This is a genomic window from Veronia pacifica, from assembly GCF_001707825.1.
GTDB classification, from domain to species: Bacteria; Pseudomonadota; Gammaproteobacteria; order Enterobacterales; family Vibrionaceae; genus Veronia; species Veronia pacifica.
Map to the genome: position 1 here is coordinate 1 of NZ_LYBM01000037.1, position 18852 is coordinate 18852.

General features: G+C 48.4%; 18 protein-coding genes, 1 other RNA gene and 2 pseudogenes. 15 read left to right on the forward strand and 6 right to left on the reverse strand.

The genetic code is table 11. The features are described 5' to 3' along the window. Positions 1 to 41: 41 nt before the first annotated feature. The 3 genes and pseudogenes from A8L45_RS17250 to A8L45_RS17260 all read right to left on the reverse strand — a co-directional run bounded on the left by A8L45_RS17250 (position 42) and on the right by A8L45_RS17260 (position 3052). Positions 42 to 1262, reverse strand: a complete 1221-nt coding sequence (locus A8L45_RS17250) for an FAD-dependent 2-octaprenylphenol hydroxylase (RefSeq protein ID WP_068904560.1) — start codon at positions 1260 to 1262, stop codon at positions 42 to 44. Continuing rightward, positions 1262 to 2463 (reverse strand): annotated as a pseudogene (gene ubiH / locus A8L45_RS17255) (2-octaprenyl-6-methoxyphenyl hydroxylase). The gene A8L45_RS17250 and the pseudogene ubiH overlap by 1 nt, the downstream one beginning before the upstream one ends. 19 nt (positions 2464 to 2482) lie before the next feature. After that, positions 2483 to 3052: a YecA/YgfB family protein gene (locus tag A8L45_RS17260; protein WP_068904562.1), complete on the reverse strand. Its 570-nt coding sequence runs from the start codon at positions 3050 to 3052 to the stop codon at positions 2483 to 2485. A 438-nt stretch (positions 3053 to 3490) separates the two neighbouring features. On the opposite strand from A8L45_RS17260, the gene zapA reads away from it, so the two are divergent. From zapA to serA, 5 genes are all read left to right on the forward strand, one after another. Then, positions 3491 to 3799 carry a cell division protein ZapA gene (gene zapA / locus A8L45_RS17265; RefSeq protein ID WP_068904564.1) on the forward strand — a complete coding sequence of 103 codons (309 nt, stop codon included), beginning with the start codon at positions 3491 to 3493 and terminating at the stop codon, positions 3797 to 3799. A gap of 14 nt (positions 3800 to 3813) precedes the next feature. Further along, a non-coding RNA gene (ssrS, locus tag A8L45_RS17270) (6S RNA) lies at positions 3814 to 3996 on the forward strand. A 40-nt stretch (positions 3997 to 4036) separates the two neighbouring features. Continuing rightward, complete coding sequence (locus A8L45_RS17275; RefSeq protein WP_068904566.1) at positions 4037 to 4630, forward strand: 5-formyltetrahydrofolate cyclo-ligase; 594 nt, start codon at positions 4037 to 4039, stop codon at positions 4628 to 4630. Positions 4631 to 4728: 98 nt separating this feature from the next. Next, positions 4729 to 5382, forward strand: coding sequence for a ribose-5-phosphate isomerase RpiA (gene rpiA / locus A8L45_RS17280; RefSeq protein WP_068904568.1), 654 nt, complete (start codon positions 4729 to 4731; stop codon positions 5380 to 5382). 247 nt (positions 5383 to 5629) lie between these two features. Further along, on the forward strand, positions 5630 to 6859 hold the full coding sequence (gene serA / locus A8L45_RS17285) for a phosphoglycerate dehydrogenase (protein ID WP_068904570.1): 1230 nt from the start codon (positions 5630 to 5632) through the stop codon (positions 6857 to 6859). Between the two features lie 104 nt (positions 6860 to 6963). Here the strand turns inward: serA and A8L45_RS17290 are convergent, their stop codons facing one another. Both A8L45_RS17290 and A8L45_RS17295 read right to left on the reverse strand, forming a co-directional pair. After that, positions 6964 to 7671, reverse strand: coding sequence for an oxidative stress defense protein (locus tag A8L45_RS17290; RefSeq protein WP_068904572.1), 708 nt, complete (start codon positions 7669 to 7671; stop codon positions 6964 to 6966). 86 nt (positions 7672 to 7757) lie between these two features. Then, complete coding sequence (locus A8L45_RS17295) at positions 7758 to 8672, reverse strand: LysR family transcriptional regulator ArgP (RefSeq protein ID WP_068904575.1); 915 nt, start codon at positions 8670 to 8672, stop codon at positions 7758 to 7760. Positions 8673 to 8774: 102 nt separating this feature from the next. On the opposite strand from A8L45_RS17295, the gene A8L45_RS17300 reads away from it, so the two are divergent. From A8L45_RS17300 to rpoS, 9 genes and pseudogenes are all read left to right on the forward strand, one after another. Continuing rightward, positions 8775 to 9395, forward strand: a complete 621-nt coding sequence (locus tag A8L45_RS17300) for a LysE/ArgO family amino acid transporter (protein WP_068904654.1) — start codon at positions 8775 to 8777, stop codon at positions 9393 to 9395. 129 nt (positions 9396 to 9524) lie between these two features. Then, positions 9525 to 9797 (forward strand): cell division protein FtsB, encoded by a 273-nt coding sequence (gene ftsB / locus A8L45_RS17305; RefSeq protein ID WP_068904576.1) that lies wholly within the window; start codon positions 9525 to 9527, stop codon positions 9795 to 9797. A 22-nt stretch (positions 9798 to 9819) separates the two neighbouring features. After that, positions 9820 to 10539, forward strand: a complete 720-nt coding sequence (gene ispD / locus A8L45_RS17310; RefSeq protein WP_068904579.1) for a 2-C-methyl-D-erythritol 4-phosphate cytidylyltransferase — start codon at positions 9820 to 9822, stop codon at positions 10537 to 10539. A 110-nt stretch (positions 10540 to 10649) separates the two neighbouring features. Next, the gene (gene ispF, locus A8L45_RS17315) at positions 10650 to 11132 is read left to right on the forward strand and encodes a 2-C-methyl-D-erythritol 2,4-cyclodiphosphate synthase (protein ID WP_068904581.1); all 483 of its coding nucleotides are present in this window, start codon (positions 10650 to 10652) and stop codon (positions 11130 to 11132) included. Then, positions 11129 to 12184 (forward strand): tRNA pseudouridine(13) synthase TruD, encoded by a 1056-nt coding sequence (gene truD / locus A8L45_RS17320; protein ID WP_068904583.1) that lies wholly within the window; start codon positions 11129 to 11131, stop codon positions 12182 to 12184. Before ispF ends, truD begins: the two co-directional genes overlap by 4 nt. After that, positions 12165 to 12908: a 5'/3'-nucleotidase SurE gene (gene surE, locus A8L45_RS17325; RefSeq protein ID WP_068904655.1), complete on the forward strand. Its 744-nt coding sequence runs from the start codon at positions 12165 to 12167 to the stop codon at positions 12906 to 12908. The genes truD and surE overlap by 20 nt, the downstream gene beginning before the upstream one ends. 13 nt (positions 12909 to 12921) lie before the next feature. Next, positions 12922 to 13539, forward strand: a complete 618-nt coding sequence (locus A8L45_RS17330; RefSeq protein WP_068904585.1) for a protein-L-isoaspartate(D-aspartate) O-methyltransferase — start codon at positions 12922 to 12924, stop codon at positions 13537 to 13539. A gap of 14 nt (positions 13540 to 13553) precedes the next feature. Then, a pseudogene (gene nlpD / locus A8L45_RS17335) lies at positions 13554 to 14515 on the forward strand (murein hydrolase activator NlpD). A gap of 45 nt (positions 14516 to 14560) precedes the next feature. Then, positions 14561 to 15541 (forward strand): RNA polymerase sigma factor RpoS, encoded by a 981-nt coding sequence (gene rpoS, locus A8L45_RS17340; protein WP_068904587.1) that lies wholly within the window; start codon positions 14561 to 14563, stop codon positions 15539 to 15541. Positions 15542 to 15634: 93 nt separating this feature from the next. Here rpoS and mutS read toward each other — a convergent pair whose 3' ends face one another. Next, positions 15635 to 18169, reverse strand: coding sequence for a DNA mismatch repair protein MutS (gene mutS, locus A8L45_RS17345; RefSeq protein ID WP_175402014.1), 2535 nt, complete (start codon positions 18167 to 18169; stop codon positions 15635 to 15637). Between the two features lie 144 nt (positions 18170 to 18313). Here mutS and pncC point away from each other — a divergent pair, with 144 nt between their 5' ends. Continuing rightward, on the forward strand, positions 18314 to 18799 hold the full coding sequence (gene pncC / locus A8L45_RS17350; RefSeq protein WP_068904591.1) for a nicotinamide-nucleotide amidase: 486 nt from the start codon (positions 18314 to 18316) through the stop codon (positions 18797 to 18799). Positions 18800 to 18852 lie beyond the last annotated feature (53 nt).

The window sequence follows — 18852 nt, forward strand, 5'->3', positions numbered from 1 at the left end:
TGGAGCCGTTTTTTTATGAATGAAGCGGGGAGATACGACGCTTAGCTTCTTTCGGGCTTTGCCAGTTCTGGTAAGTCACCGGTCAGACCAAGGGCGCGACGAATGAATACATCTTTAACACCCGGTAATACAGATGCTGCAGCCATACCTATACCCCGGAACAACTTTTTCATTGGATGCTCACCGGAAAACAAATCACGGAATCCTTGCATAGCGGCAATCATCTGAGCGGCTTCCGTTTTCCGCCAGCGCTCAAAAGGCCTCAAATTGGCTTTGTCACCAAAATCCTTTCCAACATTGTGTAAGCGCTCAATTTCCTGTGCCAGTGCGACAGCATCTAACAAGCCAAGATTGACGCCCTGACCTGCCAGTGGGTGGATAGTGTGTGCTGCGTCACCGATCAAGGCGACGCGACTGCGCACAAAGTCTCTGGCATAGCGCATTTTTAAAGGGAAAGCCCGTCGTTCGCTTTCAACGTGACACAGTCCCAGACGACAATCAAAAGCCGCTGTCAGCTCACGATCGAAAGCGTCATCGTCTATTTCACATCTGGCATCTGCACTCTCAGGCGGTTGCGACCAGACAATAGAGCACAGATGAGGATCAGACAGGGGCAGAAAGGCTAATGGCCCGTCGGGGGTGAAAATTTGTCGTGCAACACCTTGATGTGGCTCTTCTGTGCGAATATTCGCCACCAGTGCACTGTGCCCGTAGTCCCAGTGCGTCAGTGGAATCGAGAGTTGGTTTCGCAGCCAAGAATTAGCACCGTCAGCCCCGACCACTAATTTTGCTGTGAGAGACTGGCCGGAACTCAGAGTCAGAAACGCTTCTGTTTCGCCAAACATGATATTGCTGCACGTATCAGGGCAAAAGAGTTCAACGTTGTCCTGTTGCGATACTTTTTCCCACAGCGCCATCTGAATCACCTGATTCTCAACAATGTAGCCGAGGTTGGGTTGTCCCATGGCAGACGCATCGAAATCAATGGCAGCAAAGCTGTCCTGCTCCCAGACATCCATTTTTTGATATGGGCTCATGCGTCTGGTTTCGATGCCTGACCATGCGTCCACGGACCGCAAAATCCGTTCGCTTGCCCTGCTGAGTGCTGAGACCCTGAGATCATGTTGTTCTGGCATTGTCGCGCTTGGTTCATGGCCTTCGATGATGGCGATTCGAAGGTCGCTGTCAGCAAGAGCGGCAGCCAGTGTTAGCCCCACCATGCCGCCGCCGGAGATGGCGATATCTACATTTGTCATTTTCATTATCTTTTCACCAGTCCCATTGTTTGTTTCAGCAGCGGACTTTTCAAAGCCGGGAAGGCTGTCATCGCATTGAGTCCCAGATTGCGAACCAGAGCCAACAGCCCTGAATGGTTAGAAAACCCTTTGACCAGGCCGGATGTGATCATCACGGTCTTATCACGGTCGGTTTCCCTGCGTTTGCGATAGCCCTGCAACACTGTCATATCACCGCAGTCCTGATCATTGTTGAGCCGAGTTGCAATTTCGTCCGCCAGTGTTGCCACATCGCGTAAGCCAAGGTTGAAGCCTTGACCGGCAATCGGGTGTAGAGCCTGTGCAGCGTTGCCAACCACAGCAAAACGATGGCTGATAATCTGTTCAGCCTGACGCAGGATAAGAGGGTAACTGTGGCGTTGTCCCACCTCGGTAAGTTTACCGAGACGCCAGCCAAAGGCTGACTGCAAACATGACAAAAATGCTCTATCTGACAGTGCCATAGTCTCTTCCAGCTTGTCAGGAGGCACGCACCACACCAGCGAGCTGCGCCCTCTTGTCATAGGTAACAAGGCAACTGGACCGTAAGGAGTGAATCGCTCGAAAGCTTCTCCCTGATGAGGTAGCTCTGTTGAGACATTGGCAATTATTGCTACCTGATTGAAATCGTGTTGATGACGAGACAATCCCACCATGTCACAGCAGGCAGAGACAGCGCCGTCGGCTGCCACCATGAGTTTGCTGGAGAGCTTCCTGCCGTCGCAAAGAGTAATACTGACTGAATCTATCGATCTCTCAATCGAGCTGACACTGGACGGACAGAATACCGAGATAGCAGGGCGTGATGATAGCGCCTGATGAAAAAACTGCCCTGCGTCAGTAAGCTCAATCACATTGCCAAGGTAGGGAAGCCCTTGATGACTGGCGCTGAAGGCAGTCTGGCCAAAGTGGCCGCGGTCACTGATATGGATATGCTGGATTGGAGAAGCATTGCTGGCGAGCGTTGACCAGAGACCGAATTCTTTCAGTATCTGGCAACTGCCATAGGCAATAGCAATACATCTGGCATCATACCCGGGATGGTTATCATCGGGTTCTGCAGCTTCAACAATTGCAATCTTAGCCCGGCCACCTGTCAGGGTATCAACCGCCAGAGCAAGTGTGGCTCCTGCCATGGCACGCCTGCGATCACAAGGTCAAACAATGTTTCATCCTGCGTGTTTGCCATGACTATGGTCGCTCCTAAATTAATGCAGTGTTTTCTTTGTTTCAGTGGGTTTACGCATACCGAGAACAGCATGGATGGTCATTGCACACACTCTGACGTGTTCAAAAACCTGCTCGAACAGCTCACTCTGCTCTTCCATATCATCATCTTCATCAACGCCAAGCTGCGCAATTTCCGACAAATCGCTGAGTGCTTCTTTCACATCACTGTCGAGATCTTTCTGTTTGATGTTCATCAGGCCAATGCCAGCGATATAGCAGTTTATCCATTCACTTAACGCATCAGCACGGTCAATGAGATCACTTTCTTCTGCAGGAACCAGCAGTGAGAACGACAGATCGTCTGATGTCAGCTGTTCCTTGATAATAGTCAGACATTGGGAAGCAAGTAGTTTCGCCTCATTCGGCCATGCCATGCCTTCGTTAGTAAAATCATACAGCATAGGCATCCAGGTTCCTTGATCTGCATCCAAGCCAGCTGACATCATGCCAGATAACAGGCCGTGAAGTTCTGCTGGCGTCACTGAGAGGCTGCTGGCTGTCAAAGTGGTCTTCAGGGTGTCATATTGAGGTAGAGTGGTGTCAGTCAAGGGTGTTACCTTTCAAGCTGAAAATAGTGGTGCCAATGCTACCACTTCCTCGAAAAATGACTAGGGTGGGTTGTACTTGGCGATACGTTTTTGCCGCTCTCAATGCGCAGTTTTGTAATCATCCCTAAAACGCGCCAGAGGGAGAGGGTATGATTGGCCACGTCATGGTTAAAAGATGTTCAAGTAGTAATGTGTGCAGCGACACGAGATAACTTTTTACTACTCCGTTTCGTGTAATTTGAGTGAAAATGGTCACCTTCTCTGAAAATGAGAGAACATTTGTTCTGATTTTCATCACATTGATGGCTTTTCGACTGGTTAACGCATCGTGAGACGTTGTGGTGTAGGATAAACTTGAAGTTTACCCATGCTTTTCTTATAGTTGCGGCTGTTGCGTCAGAGTGCGACAACGCGTTCTGAATGGAGCTCACAAAGAATATGACTACTCAAGCTGTTGAAATTAAAATTCTTGGTAAGGTGATGCGTGTAAACTGCCCGGATGGTCAGGAGAAGGCATTGCAAACGGCGGCAGAAGACTTCGATCAACGGTTGCATGAATTGTCTGAGCGCACTAAAGTAACCAATACAGAGCAACTGCTGACCATCGCAGCACTCAATGTGTGTTACGAGCTTCATGCAGAGCGTGAGAAAACTGAAACAGATAAATCACTGATGGAGCAGCGCATTGACATGCTTCAGCAGTCTATCCAAGCGGCGCTTGAAAAGCATAGTGCCCAACAAGCCTAACGGCGAAAACCAATTTGACCCTGGAGTGTTTGTCAGCGGATCCACGTCCCTGAGCCGATAAGCAAACCTAAGGATGAGTTGTTATAAGCTATTGAGCAAGCTCGGCTCGTACCGAGAAGCCTACGGTTTATTCTTCTTATCCGCCTTGAACCGCAGGGTTCAAGGGCTGACGATCCCAACGGCACTCCGGGGCCCCTCACATTCAGCGGTGTTTACCGCAGCGGCAAGGAAAGCCGAATGAGCCCCTCTCCTGAGAAACACCAGCAAAGACAAACCATCCGCAAACATATTCGCCAAGCACGACGTGCCTTGACGGTCGATGAACAGCAACATGCTGCCAATTGTTTATTGGCTAAATTTATTGTTGCTCCCGAAATAGAGGCAGCAAACAAAGTCGCTCTTTATCTGTCTGTCGATGGAGAGATAAATACTCAGCCATTGATTGAAGCTTGCTGGAAACAGGGCAAAGAAGTGTGTCTTCCCGTGCTGCATCCGTTCAGCTCAGGTCACCTTTTATTCCTCAAATATACCCCTGATACAGCCATGGCAGTGAATGGATATGGCATCCCTGAGCCAGTTTTAGATGTAAGGCGAGTGTGTCCGATAGATACAATCGACGTTATCTGTACGCCTTTGGTGGCGTTTGATGACGCTGGTCAACGGTTGGGAATGGGCGGCGGATATTACGACAGAACACTGGCAGCCACCCCGCTAAATACGCTCGCTATTGGGCTTGCTCATGATTGCCAGCAGGTCGAAAAACTCCCTGTCGAAGCATGGGATATTCCTTTGCCGCATATCCTGACACCATCACGCCACTGGCAATGGTGAAGGTCAAAACACTGTTAACTCACCGTATTAGTGGCTGACCCACGTTTCGGCTAAGGGTATACTCTGCGCCAGTCAGGGTATATTGCAGGAGACGCAAAATGACACAGGATGAAATGAAAAAAGCAGCCGGATGGGCGGCATTGGATTTCGTAAAACCCGGAAGTATTGTCGGTGTGGGAACTGGCTCTACAGTCAATTATTTTATCGATGCGCTAGAGACAATGAAAGACGACATCGAAGGCGCAGTGTCGAGTTCTGTCGCTTCTACCGAGCGTCTGGAAAAAATTGGTATCAAAGTCTTTGATGCTAATGAAGTTGGCAGCCTTGATGTCTATGTAGATGGCGCAGACGAAATTAACGCCAACAATGAAATGATCAAAGGTGGTGGTGCAGCACTGACCCGTGAAAAAATCGTTGCCGCGATCGCCAAAGAGTTCATCTGTATTGTCGATCACACCAAACGGGTAGACGTGTTGGGTGAGTTTCCATTACCTGTTGAAGTGATTCCTATGGCCCGCTCTTATGTGGGGCGTGAACTGGTTAAATTGGGCGGCGACCCATGCTATCGCGAAGGCGTAGTCACCGATAACGGCAATATTATTATTGATGTTCACAGCCTTAAAATTACCGACGCAAAAGAGTTAGAAGATAAAATTAACGCCATTGCGGGTGTGGTTACTGTCGGTCTTTTTGCTAATCGTGGCGCAGACGCTGTGATTTTAGGTACGCCTGAAGGTATAAAAAAATATTGATTTAACCGATATTTACTCTTCTACTCGGTGAAAACAAATGTTTAGGTTTTTAGCCAAACGTTTGCGCATCAAGAAACTCATAGACTTAACGGTGCCTCAGAGGTACCGTTTTTTTATGACTAATGACGCAAATTTCTTACCCATTACGATTAGTTTTTGTTAACTTAAGCATTAAATTTGCTCAAACATTTAAAAAAAGAGCAAGAGAATTATGATTTCCCGTTAGTTTTTAAGGACAAGAACCCCCATGGCAAAGATATCTCTGGAGAAAGACAAAATTAAGATCCTTCTTCTGGAAGGCGTCCACCCGAGCGCCCTGGAAACCCTTCAAAGTGCTGGTTATACCAATATCGAATATCACAAAGGCTCCCTCTCCGGTAAGGAACTGGAGGAGGCTATTGAGGATGCACACTTTGTCGGTATTCGTTCACGTACCCAACTGACGGAATCTGTATTTGCCAGCGCTAAAAAGCTAGTGGCTGTTGGATGCTTCTGTATTGGCACCAATCAGGTTGATCTTGATGCAGCGGCTAAACGCGGTATTCCTGTATTCAATGCGCCTTTCTCCAATACCCGAAGTGTTGCAGAGCTGGTGCTCGGTGAGATCCTGTTACTGCTGCGCGGTATCCCAGAAAAAAATGCGAAAGCGCATCGTGGAGAGTGGTTCAAGTCTGCCGATCATTCATTTGAAGCCCGGGGTAAGAACCTTGGTATTATCGGATATGGTCATATCGGTACCCAATTGGGAATCTTGGCAGAGAATCTGGGGATGCGGGTTTATTTCTACGATATTGAGAATAAACTGACACTTGGTAATGCTGAGCAGGTTCACTCAATGTCTGAGTTGCTCAATAAAAGCGACGTGATTTCACTGCATGTCCCGGAAACAGACAGCACACAAGAAATGATGGGTGCTGAAGAGTTTTCGCGCATGAAACCGGGCTCTATTTTCATCAATGCATCACGCGGCACTGTGGTAGACATTAATGCTCTTTGTGGTGCAATGGAGAGCGGCCATCTTGCCGGAGCGGCTATCGATGTTTTCCCTGTTGAACCAAAAACCAACAAAGACCCTTTTGAGTCTCCATTACGCGCTTTTGACAATGTGATCCTGACACCTCATATCGGCGGTTCGACACAGGAAGCACAACAAAACATCGGTATTGAAGTGGCGGGCAAGCTGGCAAAATACTCGGATAATGGTTCAACCCTGTCTGCCGTCAATTTCCCTGAGGCGTCATTGCCCGGCCACTCAGGCACATCGCGGTTACTTCATATTCACGAAAACCGCCCGGGGATTTTGACCAAACTCAATACTATTTTTGCTGAGGATGGCATCAATATCGCCGCTCAGTATCTCCAAACTACAGCGGATATTGGCTACGTGGTCGTGGATGTTGAGACGGAATATGCCGAGCAGGCTCTGCAAAAAATGAAAGCCATTGAGGGGACTATCCGGGCTCGTATTCTTCACTAAAACAGGTTGTTTTTCTGACAGAGTATTCTGGAATCCAATACAAAAAAGGCCGCGACGATAATAGTCATGCGGCCTTTGTCTTTTACAGGGCTATATAACGTGGATTAGTCCTCAGATATCTTAAAGATAACTTCCACTCTGTCCTCTACCTTGACTTGTCCCCCTTTGTAACTCTCATCGACACGGTTATCAGCCGACATCGCAAGCATACGGGTTTCCATTGGATACGCTGGTGAGCTGTCAAAGTAACGGATTTTGTATACGCCTTTTACTTTTTGCCCAAATCCTTTCGCCAGCGATTCGCCTTTTGCAATCGCATCTTTAATGGCTGCTTCTCTCGCTTTTTCTTTTAATGCTGTGAGATTACTGACCTGCATAGAGATGTTGTTGATACGGTTGATGCCATCTTCTAACGCGCCATCCAGTACAGTGTTCAAGTTGTCGAGATCAGTGATGACGATAGAAACAGTTCGGCTCGCTCGATAGCCGGTCAGCAAAGGCGCACTGTCTTTTGGGTAACGGTATTGCGGCTGCAGAGAAATGTTGGCGCTCTCTATATCTTTTCTCTCAACCCCATTTTTTTCTAGCCGTCGTAACAGCGATGCTACCGCTTTATCTGAGACCTGTTTTGCTTCTTTGGCTGAACGCTCGGTAGTTGTGACTTCGACCTGAACATTCGCCATATCAGGAGTAGCAGAAACTTCACCCACACCCATGGTTTCAATATGGGCAAAATCCATATCACCAGCAGATGCTAGAGGAGAGAGCAGGAATTGTGTGGAAAGTAATGCAGCTAAAAGTGTCTTTTTCATTTTATCATCCAGTGAATTGGCAACAGTGATTCGACAACGGAAAGGCGAAGTTTATCCGAACGCTATGCATTTTTTTTCAGACTAAATCAATCTGTGCCTGATTTGGCCTGAGAAAGCGTCTGCTGAGCATAGTTGATACACGCATGACTGACTTTGGATAGCAGCCCACTCTCAGTGTTGAATCTATGCCAGTAAAGCGCACGGTTAAGCGTTTTGCCCGGACACATGTTAATAAGTGTTCCCCTCTCTAAAGCGTCGGTCACCATCAGTGAAGGCACTGACGCATATGCCACTCCCAACTCTGCCATGGTAATGAATGCTTCTGATGAACGGACCAGATGACTCTTCCAGCCCTCTGTTGTCACATTGAAATGGGTGTAAAGAAACTCGGCATGGAGCGGGTCGAACTGGTCGAAAATGACCGCCGGCGCGTTGGAAATAGAAGCTGAGTTTATACCATCAGCAAAAAATCGGGTCTTGAACGCCGGGCTACACACGCAGATATATTCCATCATTCCCAGTAAGTCAGCCTGACAACCGGGAAGAGGACTCGGCTCAGAGCTGATTGCAGCAATTGCTTCACCTGTTCTTATTTTGTCGAGCGTGAGTAGCTCATTGTCGACAATCAGATCCAGCTCAATCCGTTGCTGTCTCATCAAATCTTCGAGTGCGGGTAAAAGCCACGTCGCCAGACTGTCGGCATTGGTGGCCAGAGATACGGTGATCATCTCTTGCTCGCTGTCGCCAGCTAACTCGGGCAGTAACTCGTTCTCAAGTAAGGTAACCTGACGATAAAGACGCAGCAGTTTTTTTCCTGCCAGCGTGGCTTTGGGTGGCGATGAACGTACTAATACGGGTTGGGCTGTCAGTTTCTCTAGCTGTTTTATCCGCTGTGAGACCGCTGACTGAGTGATACAAAGCTTATCTGCCGCTGGCTCAAACCCTCCATGGGCGATAACCTGATCCAGCGCTTCCAGCCATCGGTAATCCAGACCTCTCATGTGTCATTAATCCAACTAATGATTTATGAAAATTATTAGTTTTACTGGGTGGGGATTCAAGGCGTAGTCTGTGATTTTACGACAAATCAGGAGAAAAAAGTGTTGAGCTTTTTGACTATTGCCCAAGGGTTTGGATTAGGGTTAAGCATGATAATCCCTATCGGTGCTCAGAATGCATTCGTACTCAATCAGGGGTTGAATCGCCGATATCACCTGCTTACAGCGGCTATTTGTTCTGTTTGCGACATTGTGTTGATCGTCACGGGCGTGTTTGGTGGCGGGCTTTTACTGGCTAACTCCCCCTTACTCCTCAATATTGTCACTGTCGGTGGCATTGCTTTTGTCACCCTTTATGCTTGGCAATCTTTTCGCAGCGCATTTTCAGAGCCAGAAGAGATGTCACTGTCAGTCAAAGGGTTCCATTCTCTTACTGCCGTGATACTGGGAACATTGGCTGTTACGCTTCTTAACCCCCATGTGTATCTTGATACCGTTGTGGTGCTGGGTTCAATGGGGGGACAGTTGGTTCCCGATGAGCGTGTTGCGTTTGCTGTCGGTGCGGTGATTGCATCCTTGGTCTGGTTTTTTTCGTTGGCCATTGCTGCTGCCCGACTTGCTCCCAGACTCAATCAACCGAGAGTTCGAAAAGGAATTGATATTTTTGTCGGACTTATGATGCTCTTTGTCGCCGTTAAACTCGCGCTCTTCTGGCTAGAGGCGTAATTAAATGGCACCGGAGTGTATTTTGCTTGCCGATTCTCAGGGGTTTGTCTGGCACCGGGGACATGAATATGGGATTATTGACGGCTATATTTAGATGAATCTAAAAGGCTTACTCAGGATACCTCATCCATGCGAATGCTTACTTGTTGTCTCATCTGTCTGGTTGGCTGGCTACAATACCACCTTTGGTTAGGGAAAAACGGCCTGCTCGAATACTACGAAATTCGTGACAACAGTGCCGTTACCGAGCAAGCCAACGCTAAACTCAGTCAGCGTAATCAGCAAATGTTTGCTGAAATTGCCGATCTCAAACGTGGTCAGGAAGCCATTGAAGAGCGAGCACGAAACGAGCTGGGGATGATTAAGCCTGGTGAAACCTTTTATCGCATTGCCAGCGAATAACCCCTGAAAAGAAAGACAGTCAATGAACACACCACTCCCAAATGATGGACGGCAAACACCCAACAGGCCGGGCATAGTTGCTGTTGTACCTGCAGCAGGTGTTGGCAAGCGAATGCAAGCCAACATCCCAAAACAGTATTTAACGATCGGTGATAAAACTATCCTCGAACACACAGTGAACTGCCTGCTGCAACACGCTGATATTGTTGCCGTGATCATCGCCATCAGTGACGGTGATGAATATTTCGCGGAGACAGGGTTGCAGGATGACAGTCGGGTAACTGTAGTGAGTGGCGGTAAAGAGCGAGCTGATTCTGTGTTATCAGGGTTGATTGCCGCTGGTGATGCCAAGTGGGTCATGGTACATGACGCCGCAAGACCTTGCCTCCAGCATGGTGACTTGGACGCATTAATTGATACCGCCATCACCAGTGAGCATGGTGCGATTCTGGCGGCACCCGTCCGTGACACAATGAAGCGTGCTGATAGCCACGGCGGGATCAATGAAACGGTCTGCCGGGAGCAGCTATGGCATGCACTGACGCCGCAAATGTTTCCAACGGAAATGCTCAGAGATGCGCTGAAGTCAGCGTTAGAAAATAGCTTGTTGGTGACAGATGAAGCATCAGCTATTGAACTTGCAGGGGGGAAACCTAAGCTGGTTCAGGGCAGTGCGAGTAACATTAAAGTGACTCAGCCGGACGATCTTAATCTGGCTGCCTACTATCTTTCAACACGGTGAGCTTTCACAACACACTCCATTGGTGGAAGTGCTCGGCCGGGAAACCTGAACAATCTACACATCAGCCTGCTTTCTGAATGGATGCGGCCAGTAAATAACGAGGAAAAGAGATGATTCGTATAGGACATGGTTTTGACGTCCATAAATTTGGCGGCGAAGGCCCGGTTATCATCGGGGGTGTCAGTATTCCTTACGAGCAGGGACTGGTTGCTCATTCAGATGGTGATGTCGTACTTCATGCCGTATGTGATGCATTACTGGGAGCGATTGCGGCTGGTGACATCGGGCGTCACTTCCCTGATACCAGCGATGAATGGGAAGGTGTTGACAGTCGTTACCTGTTGCGTGATGTATATAAAAAAGTGCAGGTAAAAGGTTACGTGATTGGCAATGTAGACGTAACTATCATGGCACAGGCACCCAAAATGGCGCCCCATATTGATGCTATGTGTCAGACCATTGCAGCGGATCTGGAAACCGCTGTGACCAATGTAAATGTAAAAGCCACCACAACCGAACGATTGGGTTTTACGGGGCGCAAGGAAGGAATTGCCTGTGAAGCCGTGGTGTTGCTTCAAAAAGGTGATGCATGACCGACGTAATGGCCCCTCTGGCATATCTCCACGGCAAACCAACTGCAAAAGGCAAGTTAAAGGTAAAACCGGAGCACTTCTTTGTCAGTGAAACTCTGAGCTTTGAACCAGCAGGGCAAGGTGAGCACTTTTTAGTGCGTATCCGCAAGACAGGTGAAAATACCAAATACGTTGCCAATGAGCTTGCTAAAGCCTGTGGCGTCAAATCCAGAGATGTCAGCTGGGCGGGCCTGAAAGACCGCCACGCCGTGACTGAGCAATGGTTCAGTGTTCATCTGCCGGGTAAAGAAGATCCTGATCTAGACGGCTTTGTCGCTCAACATGAAGGCGTTGATGCGATTCTTGCGACGACCCGTCATGACAAAAAGCTCCGCCCGGGTGATTTGATTGGTAACCAATTCACACTCGTCGTATCTGATTTCAATGATGACGATGAGGTTGAATCAAGACTAGAGAAAATCAAAGCTCAGGGTGTGCCAAACTACTTTGGCAGCCAACGTTTTGGACGTAATGGGAATAACGTCGTTTCAGCCCGTGAATGGGGACAGGACAAATTCCGTGTTCGTGATAAAAGCAAACGCAGTTTTTATCTGTCTGCTGCCCGCTCGTTTTTGTTTAATCAGGTCGTCTCCGCACGAATTGATCAACAGCATTTTGATATGCCGCTGACGGGTGATTTGCTTGAGAGCCGCGAGGGTGTCACACGAATTGTTGAAAATATCGATGATGCGGTCAGCGATATGGCTAACGGTCACTGGCAAATTACAGCGCCAATGACAGGGGACAATGCACTGCCCACATCGGATGATGCGCAGCGCTACGAGCAGCAGATTATTGATAAAGAACCTGACCTGCTGAAAGTGATACGCGGCAACAGGATGCGACATGAGCGGCGCGTGATACGTTTAGTGCCTGACAACATGCGTTGGGAGCAGGAAGGCGATACGCTGACACTGTCTTTCTTCCTGCCAGCCGGGTGCTTTGCAACCGCTGTTATGAGAGAGGTCATAGTCGATGCAGAAGGAGAACAGGATGCGCATTCTAATCAGTAATGATGATGGAATTTTTGCAGAAGGCATTAATGTTCTGGCAGACGTTCTGTCAGACATTGCCGATGTGGTAGTGGTAGCGCCAGACCGAAACAAGTCGGGCGCGTCAAATTCTTTAACCTTGGAGAATCCGCTTCGGGTCCGCTCAGTCGCCAAGCAGCGTCACTCTATTGAGGGTACGCCGACTGATTGCGTTCACTTCGCGCTCAATGAATTACTCGACGAAAAGCCAGATTTCGTGGTGAGTGGAATAAATCATGGTGCCAACCTCGGCGATGACGTGCTTTACTCCGGCACCGTGGCAGCCGCCACTGAGGGTTTTTTCCTCGGGATCCCTTCCATCGCGGTCTCTTTGTGCGGTCAGACACACTTTGCCACTGCTGCTCAGGTCGTAAAAACGCTTCTGAATCATAATTCTAAATTGAATTTTCCCAAAGATCGTATCCTAAATGTTAATGTACCAGATTGCCGTTATGAGCAATTGTCGGGATGGAAGGTCACGCGTTTGGGGGCAAGGCATAGATCAGAGAATATGATTTGCGAAACTGATCCGAGAGGAAAACCCATATACTGGATTGGCCCTCCCGGCCCCACACAAGATGCAGGAGAGGGGACGGACTTTCATGCTGTCGAACATCATCAGGTATCGATCACCCCTCTGCAGGTGGATTTGACAGCATATGACAGCATCGATGCACTCTCTCAATGGATTAACAAAATAAATTAAAGGTGAGCGGTCAGTGAATAACAACGCACTTATTCAGTTGTTGAGTCAGCAGGGCATTTCCGATGTTCGTGTTCTTGAAGCTATGTCTCGTCTCCCCAGACATTCCTTTGTGTCTGAAGCTATGTCTCATCAGGCATACCAAAATAACGCATTGCCAATTGGATGTGGCCAGACAATTTCCCAGCCTTACATAGTGGCTAAAATGACAGAGCTTTTGCAGCTAAACCGCGATAGCCGTGTACTTGAAATTGGCACCGGGTCAGGTTATCAAACCTGTGTATTGGCCCAGCTTGTTGACACCGTTTACTCGGTTGAGCGCATCAAGCAGTTACAAATGACGGCTAAAAGGCGCTTTAAGCAGTTGGAACTATACAATATTTCCACTAAGCACGGTGATGGTTGGCAAGGCTGGGCGTCGAAAGGGCCATTTGATGCGATTATTGTCACTGCAGCAGCAGAAAGTATGCCGACTGAATTATGCAATCAACTGGCTGAGGGAGGCATAATGATCATTCCTGTCGGTAACAGCGAACAAACACTCTATAAGGTTGTAAGACAAGGTGATGACTTTATCAGCGAGGTAATTGAGGCGGTCAAATTCGTTCCTTTGGTCGCTGGTGATCTTGCCTAGGAGAGTGTCATTAGGTGACAAAATCAAATAAGTGCAAAATTCTTTTTTTTCTGTCTTTGCTGGTATTTGTCACTGGTTGCACTTTGTCATCTCCAGCCCCCGTCAGCGGCCTACATTCTAAGTACAAAGATCAGAAGCGAGGTACGTATCGGGGGAGTTACTACAAAGTTAGAAAGGGAGACACGCTCTACTACATAGCGTATATCACTGATCGCGATGTTAAAGATATCATACGTATAAATCATCTCAGCAAGCCCTACACGATTTATCCCGGCCAGAAAATACAACTTTGGCATGAGAAATACCGTTCACCTGAATACGGAACGACAGGCCCCGTTATTGCTGGCTCTGTTGCTACTTCTGCTGCTGCTACAACGGTTGCCAAAGCAACGACGGTCGCGGCAGCATCATCTGCTACTACAGTCTCTTCAGATAAAAAATACGCACCGAAAAAAAAGTCGGATCTCAATCCCAAAATAAGAAAAAAGTTGATTCCAAAAAATCAAAAGAGTACATTCAAACCAACAAGAAAAATAACACTGATAACAATAAATCAACAAATAGTAGTAACCCTGCAAAGAAAGTCAAAGTATCGACCAGCAAAAAGATTTCTTGGTCTTGGCCCGTATCGGGAAAAGTTATTGAGAAATTTTCTAGTACAGAGCTGGGTAACAAAGGGGTCGATATAGCAGGGCGTCGCGGTTCAAATATTGCCGCGTCGGCAGATGGAAAAGTGGTTTACGCGGGCAACGCCCTCAGAGGTTACGGCAATTTGATCATCATCAAGCACAATGATGATTTTCTCAGTGCATATGCTCACAACGACCGCATTTTTGTACGCGAACAGCAGAGCGTTTCAAAGGGGCAAAAAATAGCCTCGATGGGAAGCTCCGGTACCAACACCGTTCGTTTACATTTCGAGATACGCTACAAGGGAAAGTCGGTCGACCCGCTGAGGTATTTGCCAAGGCGATAGACTGAGCAAGTATCTTCTATTGCTATGCCATATTTGGGAGGCGCTATGAGTCAAAACAATACCGCAAAAAAAGTCGATGAGATTGTCGATGAAGATGTTGATATTGAATCGTTGGCCATAGATTCAGAAGAAGCGACTGACGACGCCGCTGCAGAAGAGGCACTGTCATTCAGCTCCAGTAACAAAGCACTTGACGCTACTCAGCTCTACCTGAGCGAAATTGGTTATTCTCCACTACTTACCGCTGAAGAAGAAGTGCTGTATGCTCGTCGTGCACTGCGCGGAGACGAAGCAGCGCGTAAGAGAATGATTGAGAGTAACTTGCGTTTAGTGGTGAAAATTTCACGCCGCTACTCAAACCGCGGTCTTGCGTTGTTAGACTTGGTCGAGGAGGGAAATCTCGGCTTGATACGCGCAGTTGAGAAATTCGATCCTGAGCGCGGCTTTAGATTTTCTACTTACGCCACGTGGTGGATACGTCAAACCATTGAACGTGCCATCATGAACCAGACACGAACCATACGTCTGCCGATTCATGTTGTCAAAGAGTTGAACGTATACCTGCGTACAGCACGTGAGTTGGCGCAAAAGCTTGACCACGAGCCAACGGCCGAAGATATAGCCTTCCAGCTTGATAAGCCGGTGGAAGACGTCAACCGTATGCTGAGACTCAACGAGAGAATGAGTTCTGTTGATAACCCAATCGGCGGAGATTCAGAGAAAGCATTGCTTGATATTATTCCTGACGAAAAAGAAAGCGGTCCGGAAAATACCACGCAAGACGAAGACATGAAGAAAACTATCGTCCACTGGCTGCAGGAATTGAATCCTAAGCAGCGCGAAGTATTGGCTCGTCGTTTCGGCCTCTTAGGCCACGAAGCGTCAACACTTGAAGATGTAGGGCGTGAGATAGGTCTGACCCGTGAACGTGTTCGTCAGATTCAAGTTGAAGGTCTGCGTCGTTTACGAGATATGCTGACACATGAAGGACTGAGCATCGAATCCCTTTTTACTGCTGAGCAGTGAACACATCTTTTTATTGCATGCTCCAATAATGAATAAAGCCCCGACAGGGGCTTTTTTTATTTCAGTTAGCTCTCTTTAAAGTAACGCTTCATCTTAAATCAGGGCCTTCAGACGATAGAGAGCGTCAAGAGCCTGACGTGGTGTTAATTCGTCCGGATTCAGTCTTGATAGTTCTGTTTCAGCTTCACTGGGTTCAGGGATCAATGACAGTTGCGTTTGCGCACTTTGTTGGACGTGTTCGCCCGTAACCACTTCATGGCCACTGGCTTCTAGCTGACGTAGCTTACTCTTCGCCCTACTGATCACAGTCTTTGGAACCCCTGCAAGCCCGGCAACAGCGAGGCCGTAAGACTTACTGGCTGCTCCTTCCTGAACCGCATGCATAAAGGCAATGCCGTCTCCATGCTCAATCGCATCCAGATGAACGTTTACCAAGCCTTTAATTTGTCCTGCCAGCTCGGTGAGTTCAAAATAATGGGTGGCAAACAGAGTCATTGATTGAAGTTTTTCTGCCAGCCATTCAGCACTGGCCCAAGCCAGAGAAAGGCCATCATAGGTGCTGGTGCCACGTCCAATTTCATCCATCAACACCAGACTGTTTTCGGTGGCGTTGTGAAGAATATTTGCCGTCTCTGTCATTTCCACCATAAAGGTTGAACGGCCCGAAGCCAGATCATCTGATGCACCGATACGAGTAAATATTCGGTCAACCGGACCAAGTGTAACGGCTTCGGCTGGAACATAGGCACCAATATGAGCCAGCAGAGTGATTAACGCAGTCTGGCGCATGTAGGTCGATTTACCGCCCATGTTGGGGCCGGTAATGATTTGCATGCGACGTTCAGGATTCAGCGTCGTCGGATTAGCAATGAAGGGCTCGTTCAACACCTGTTCGACCACCGGATGACGGCCTGCTGTGATCTCAATACCCCGGGTTTCTTTCAGTATCGGCCGACAATAGTTAAGCGTTTCTGCGCGTTCTGCCAGATTAGCTAGCACATCGAGGCTTGATAATGCTTCAGCTGCGCGCTGTAGGGTCTCAAGTTGCGGCAGTATCAGATCGAACAGCTCATCCCACAGTTTTTTCTCTAAAGCCAGTGCTTTGGACTTTGAGTTAAGCACCTTGTCTTCATGTTCTTTCAGTTCAGGAATGATGTAGCGTTCGGCATTCTTGAGGGTTTGACGACGCACATAATGAGGTGGAACCAGATGACTCTGCCCTCGGCTCACCTGAATATAGAAGCCGTGGACCTGATTGAATCCAACCTTCAGTGTATCGATATCATGACGGTCACGCTCACGCTCTTCCAGTTCATCAAGGTAGCGGGTCGCACCATCAGCAAGCTCACGCCATTCATCCAGTTCAGCGTTGTAGTCAGGCGCAATCACCCCACCATCACGGATCACTACGGGTGGAGCCTCAATGATGGCTCTTTCCAGCAAATCACAAAGTTCCGGCATTGGCTGACAGGACTGCTTGAGTGGTGCCAGAGCCTGATCCTCCATTTCACCCAGTAAAGACTCAATCTCTGGCAGTTGTTGCAGCGCGGTGCGCAGTCTTGCCATATCCCTTGGTCTGGCTGAACGCAACGCAAGGCGAGCCAGGATCCGTTCCATATCGCCTATTGGGCGCAATGCAGTTTCCAGCTCGGTATACAGCCCAGTATCCTTGAGTGCTGTGATTGCATCCAAGCGGCTATTCAGGCGTTCAAGATCTCTAACGGGCTGGTGTAACCAACGTTTTAACAGGCGGCTACCCATTGGCGTTGCTGTCTGGTCTAGCACTGACGCCAGGGTATTTTCTGTTCCGCCAGCAAGGTTCTGTGTCAGTTCAAGATTACGCCGCGTGGCTGCATCCAGAATCACTGACATTTCTTTGCTTTCTTTAACCAATGAACGTATGTGGGGCAGGGCGGTACGCTGCGTGTCTTTGACATACTGAATCAGGCAGCCCGCTGCGGCGAGGCCAAGCGCGCTGTCCTCGACACCAAAACCAATAAGATCGCGAGTGCCGAACTGTTGCGTGAGCTGCTGACGGGCAGTATCGAGGTCAAATTCCCAAATTGGGCGTCGACGTTTGCCTTTGATCGCATCTAACAGCTCCAGAAAACCAAAGTCCTCCGGATAAAGTAACTCTGCAGGTCGGGTACGTTGAAGCTCTGCCTGCATTTCTTCTTCTGTTGCAGGCTCAGAAAGCAGGAATCGACCAGAGGTAATATCGAGTGTCGCGAAACCGAATTTGTCCCCTTTATTGAAGACAGCGGCTACCAGATTATCTACCCGCTCAGTTAACAATGCTTCGTCAGACACTGTGCCGGGAGTGACGATGCGCACAACCTGCCTTTCAACCGGGCCTTTGCTGGTTGCCGGATCGCCAATTTGCTCGCAGATAGCGACAGGCTCTCCCAGTTGTACCAGTTTTGCCAGATATCCTTCTACTGAATGGTAAGGCACCCCAGCCATAGGAATGGGTTCGCCATTTGATGTGCCGCGTTTGGTCAGTGAGATATCCATTAGCTGTGATGCACGTTTAGCATCATCAAAAAACAACTCATAAAAGTCGCCCATGCGATAAAACAACAATTCGTCAGGATGTTTAGCTTTGATCTTGAGATACTGCTGCATCATAGGGGTATGATTTGCTAATGCTTGTACTGTCACTGTGTGGCCTGCAAAATTAGAGAAATTTGGAGAGCATCAAGGATACGTGAATCCGGGGGATGGGGTAAAGTATCCATCCGTCTGACTGCCGGGATTTCGAGAGGAGTGAATATGAAAACACTGACAAGCCTTGCATTGGAACTGGGTAAACATCTGGCGGCTTCCGGCCAGACAGTGACGACTGCTGAATCCTGTACAGGAGGAGGCATTGCTTACGTGCTGACCGAAATCGCTGGTAGCTCAGCGTGGTTCGAAAGTGGTTTTGTTACGTACAGTAACAAAGCGAAGGAAGACATGGTGGGAGTTAGTCTGGAAACACTGGCTGCACATGGTGCAGTCAGTGAGCCTGTTGTCGCCGAGATGGCTAAAGGAGCATTGGATGCGGCAGGCGCAGACTTTGCTGTTGCTGTCAGTGGTGTTGCAGGCCCCGGGGGCGGCAGTAAAGACAAGCCTGTCGGTATGGTTTGCTTTGGCTGGGCGCTGAAAAACGGGCAGGTGATCACTGATACTCAGCATTTTACTGGTGATCGACACCAGATAAGAGTGGCCACCATAGAACATAGTCTTCGCCGATTATTGGTTGAAATTCAAAACTAAAATCAGAGCGATGACACGAAAGAAAAGAAAAATTAAGTTCAGAGCTAGACACT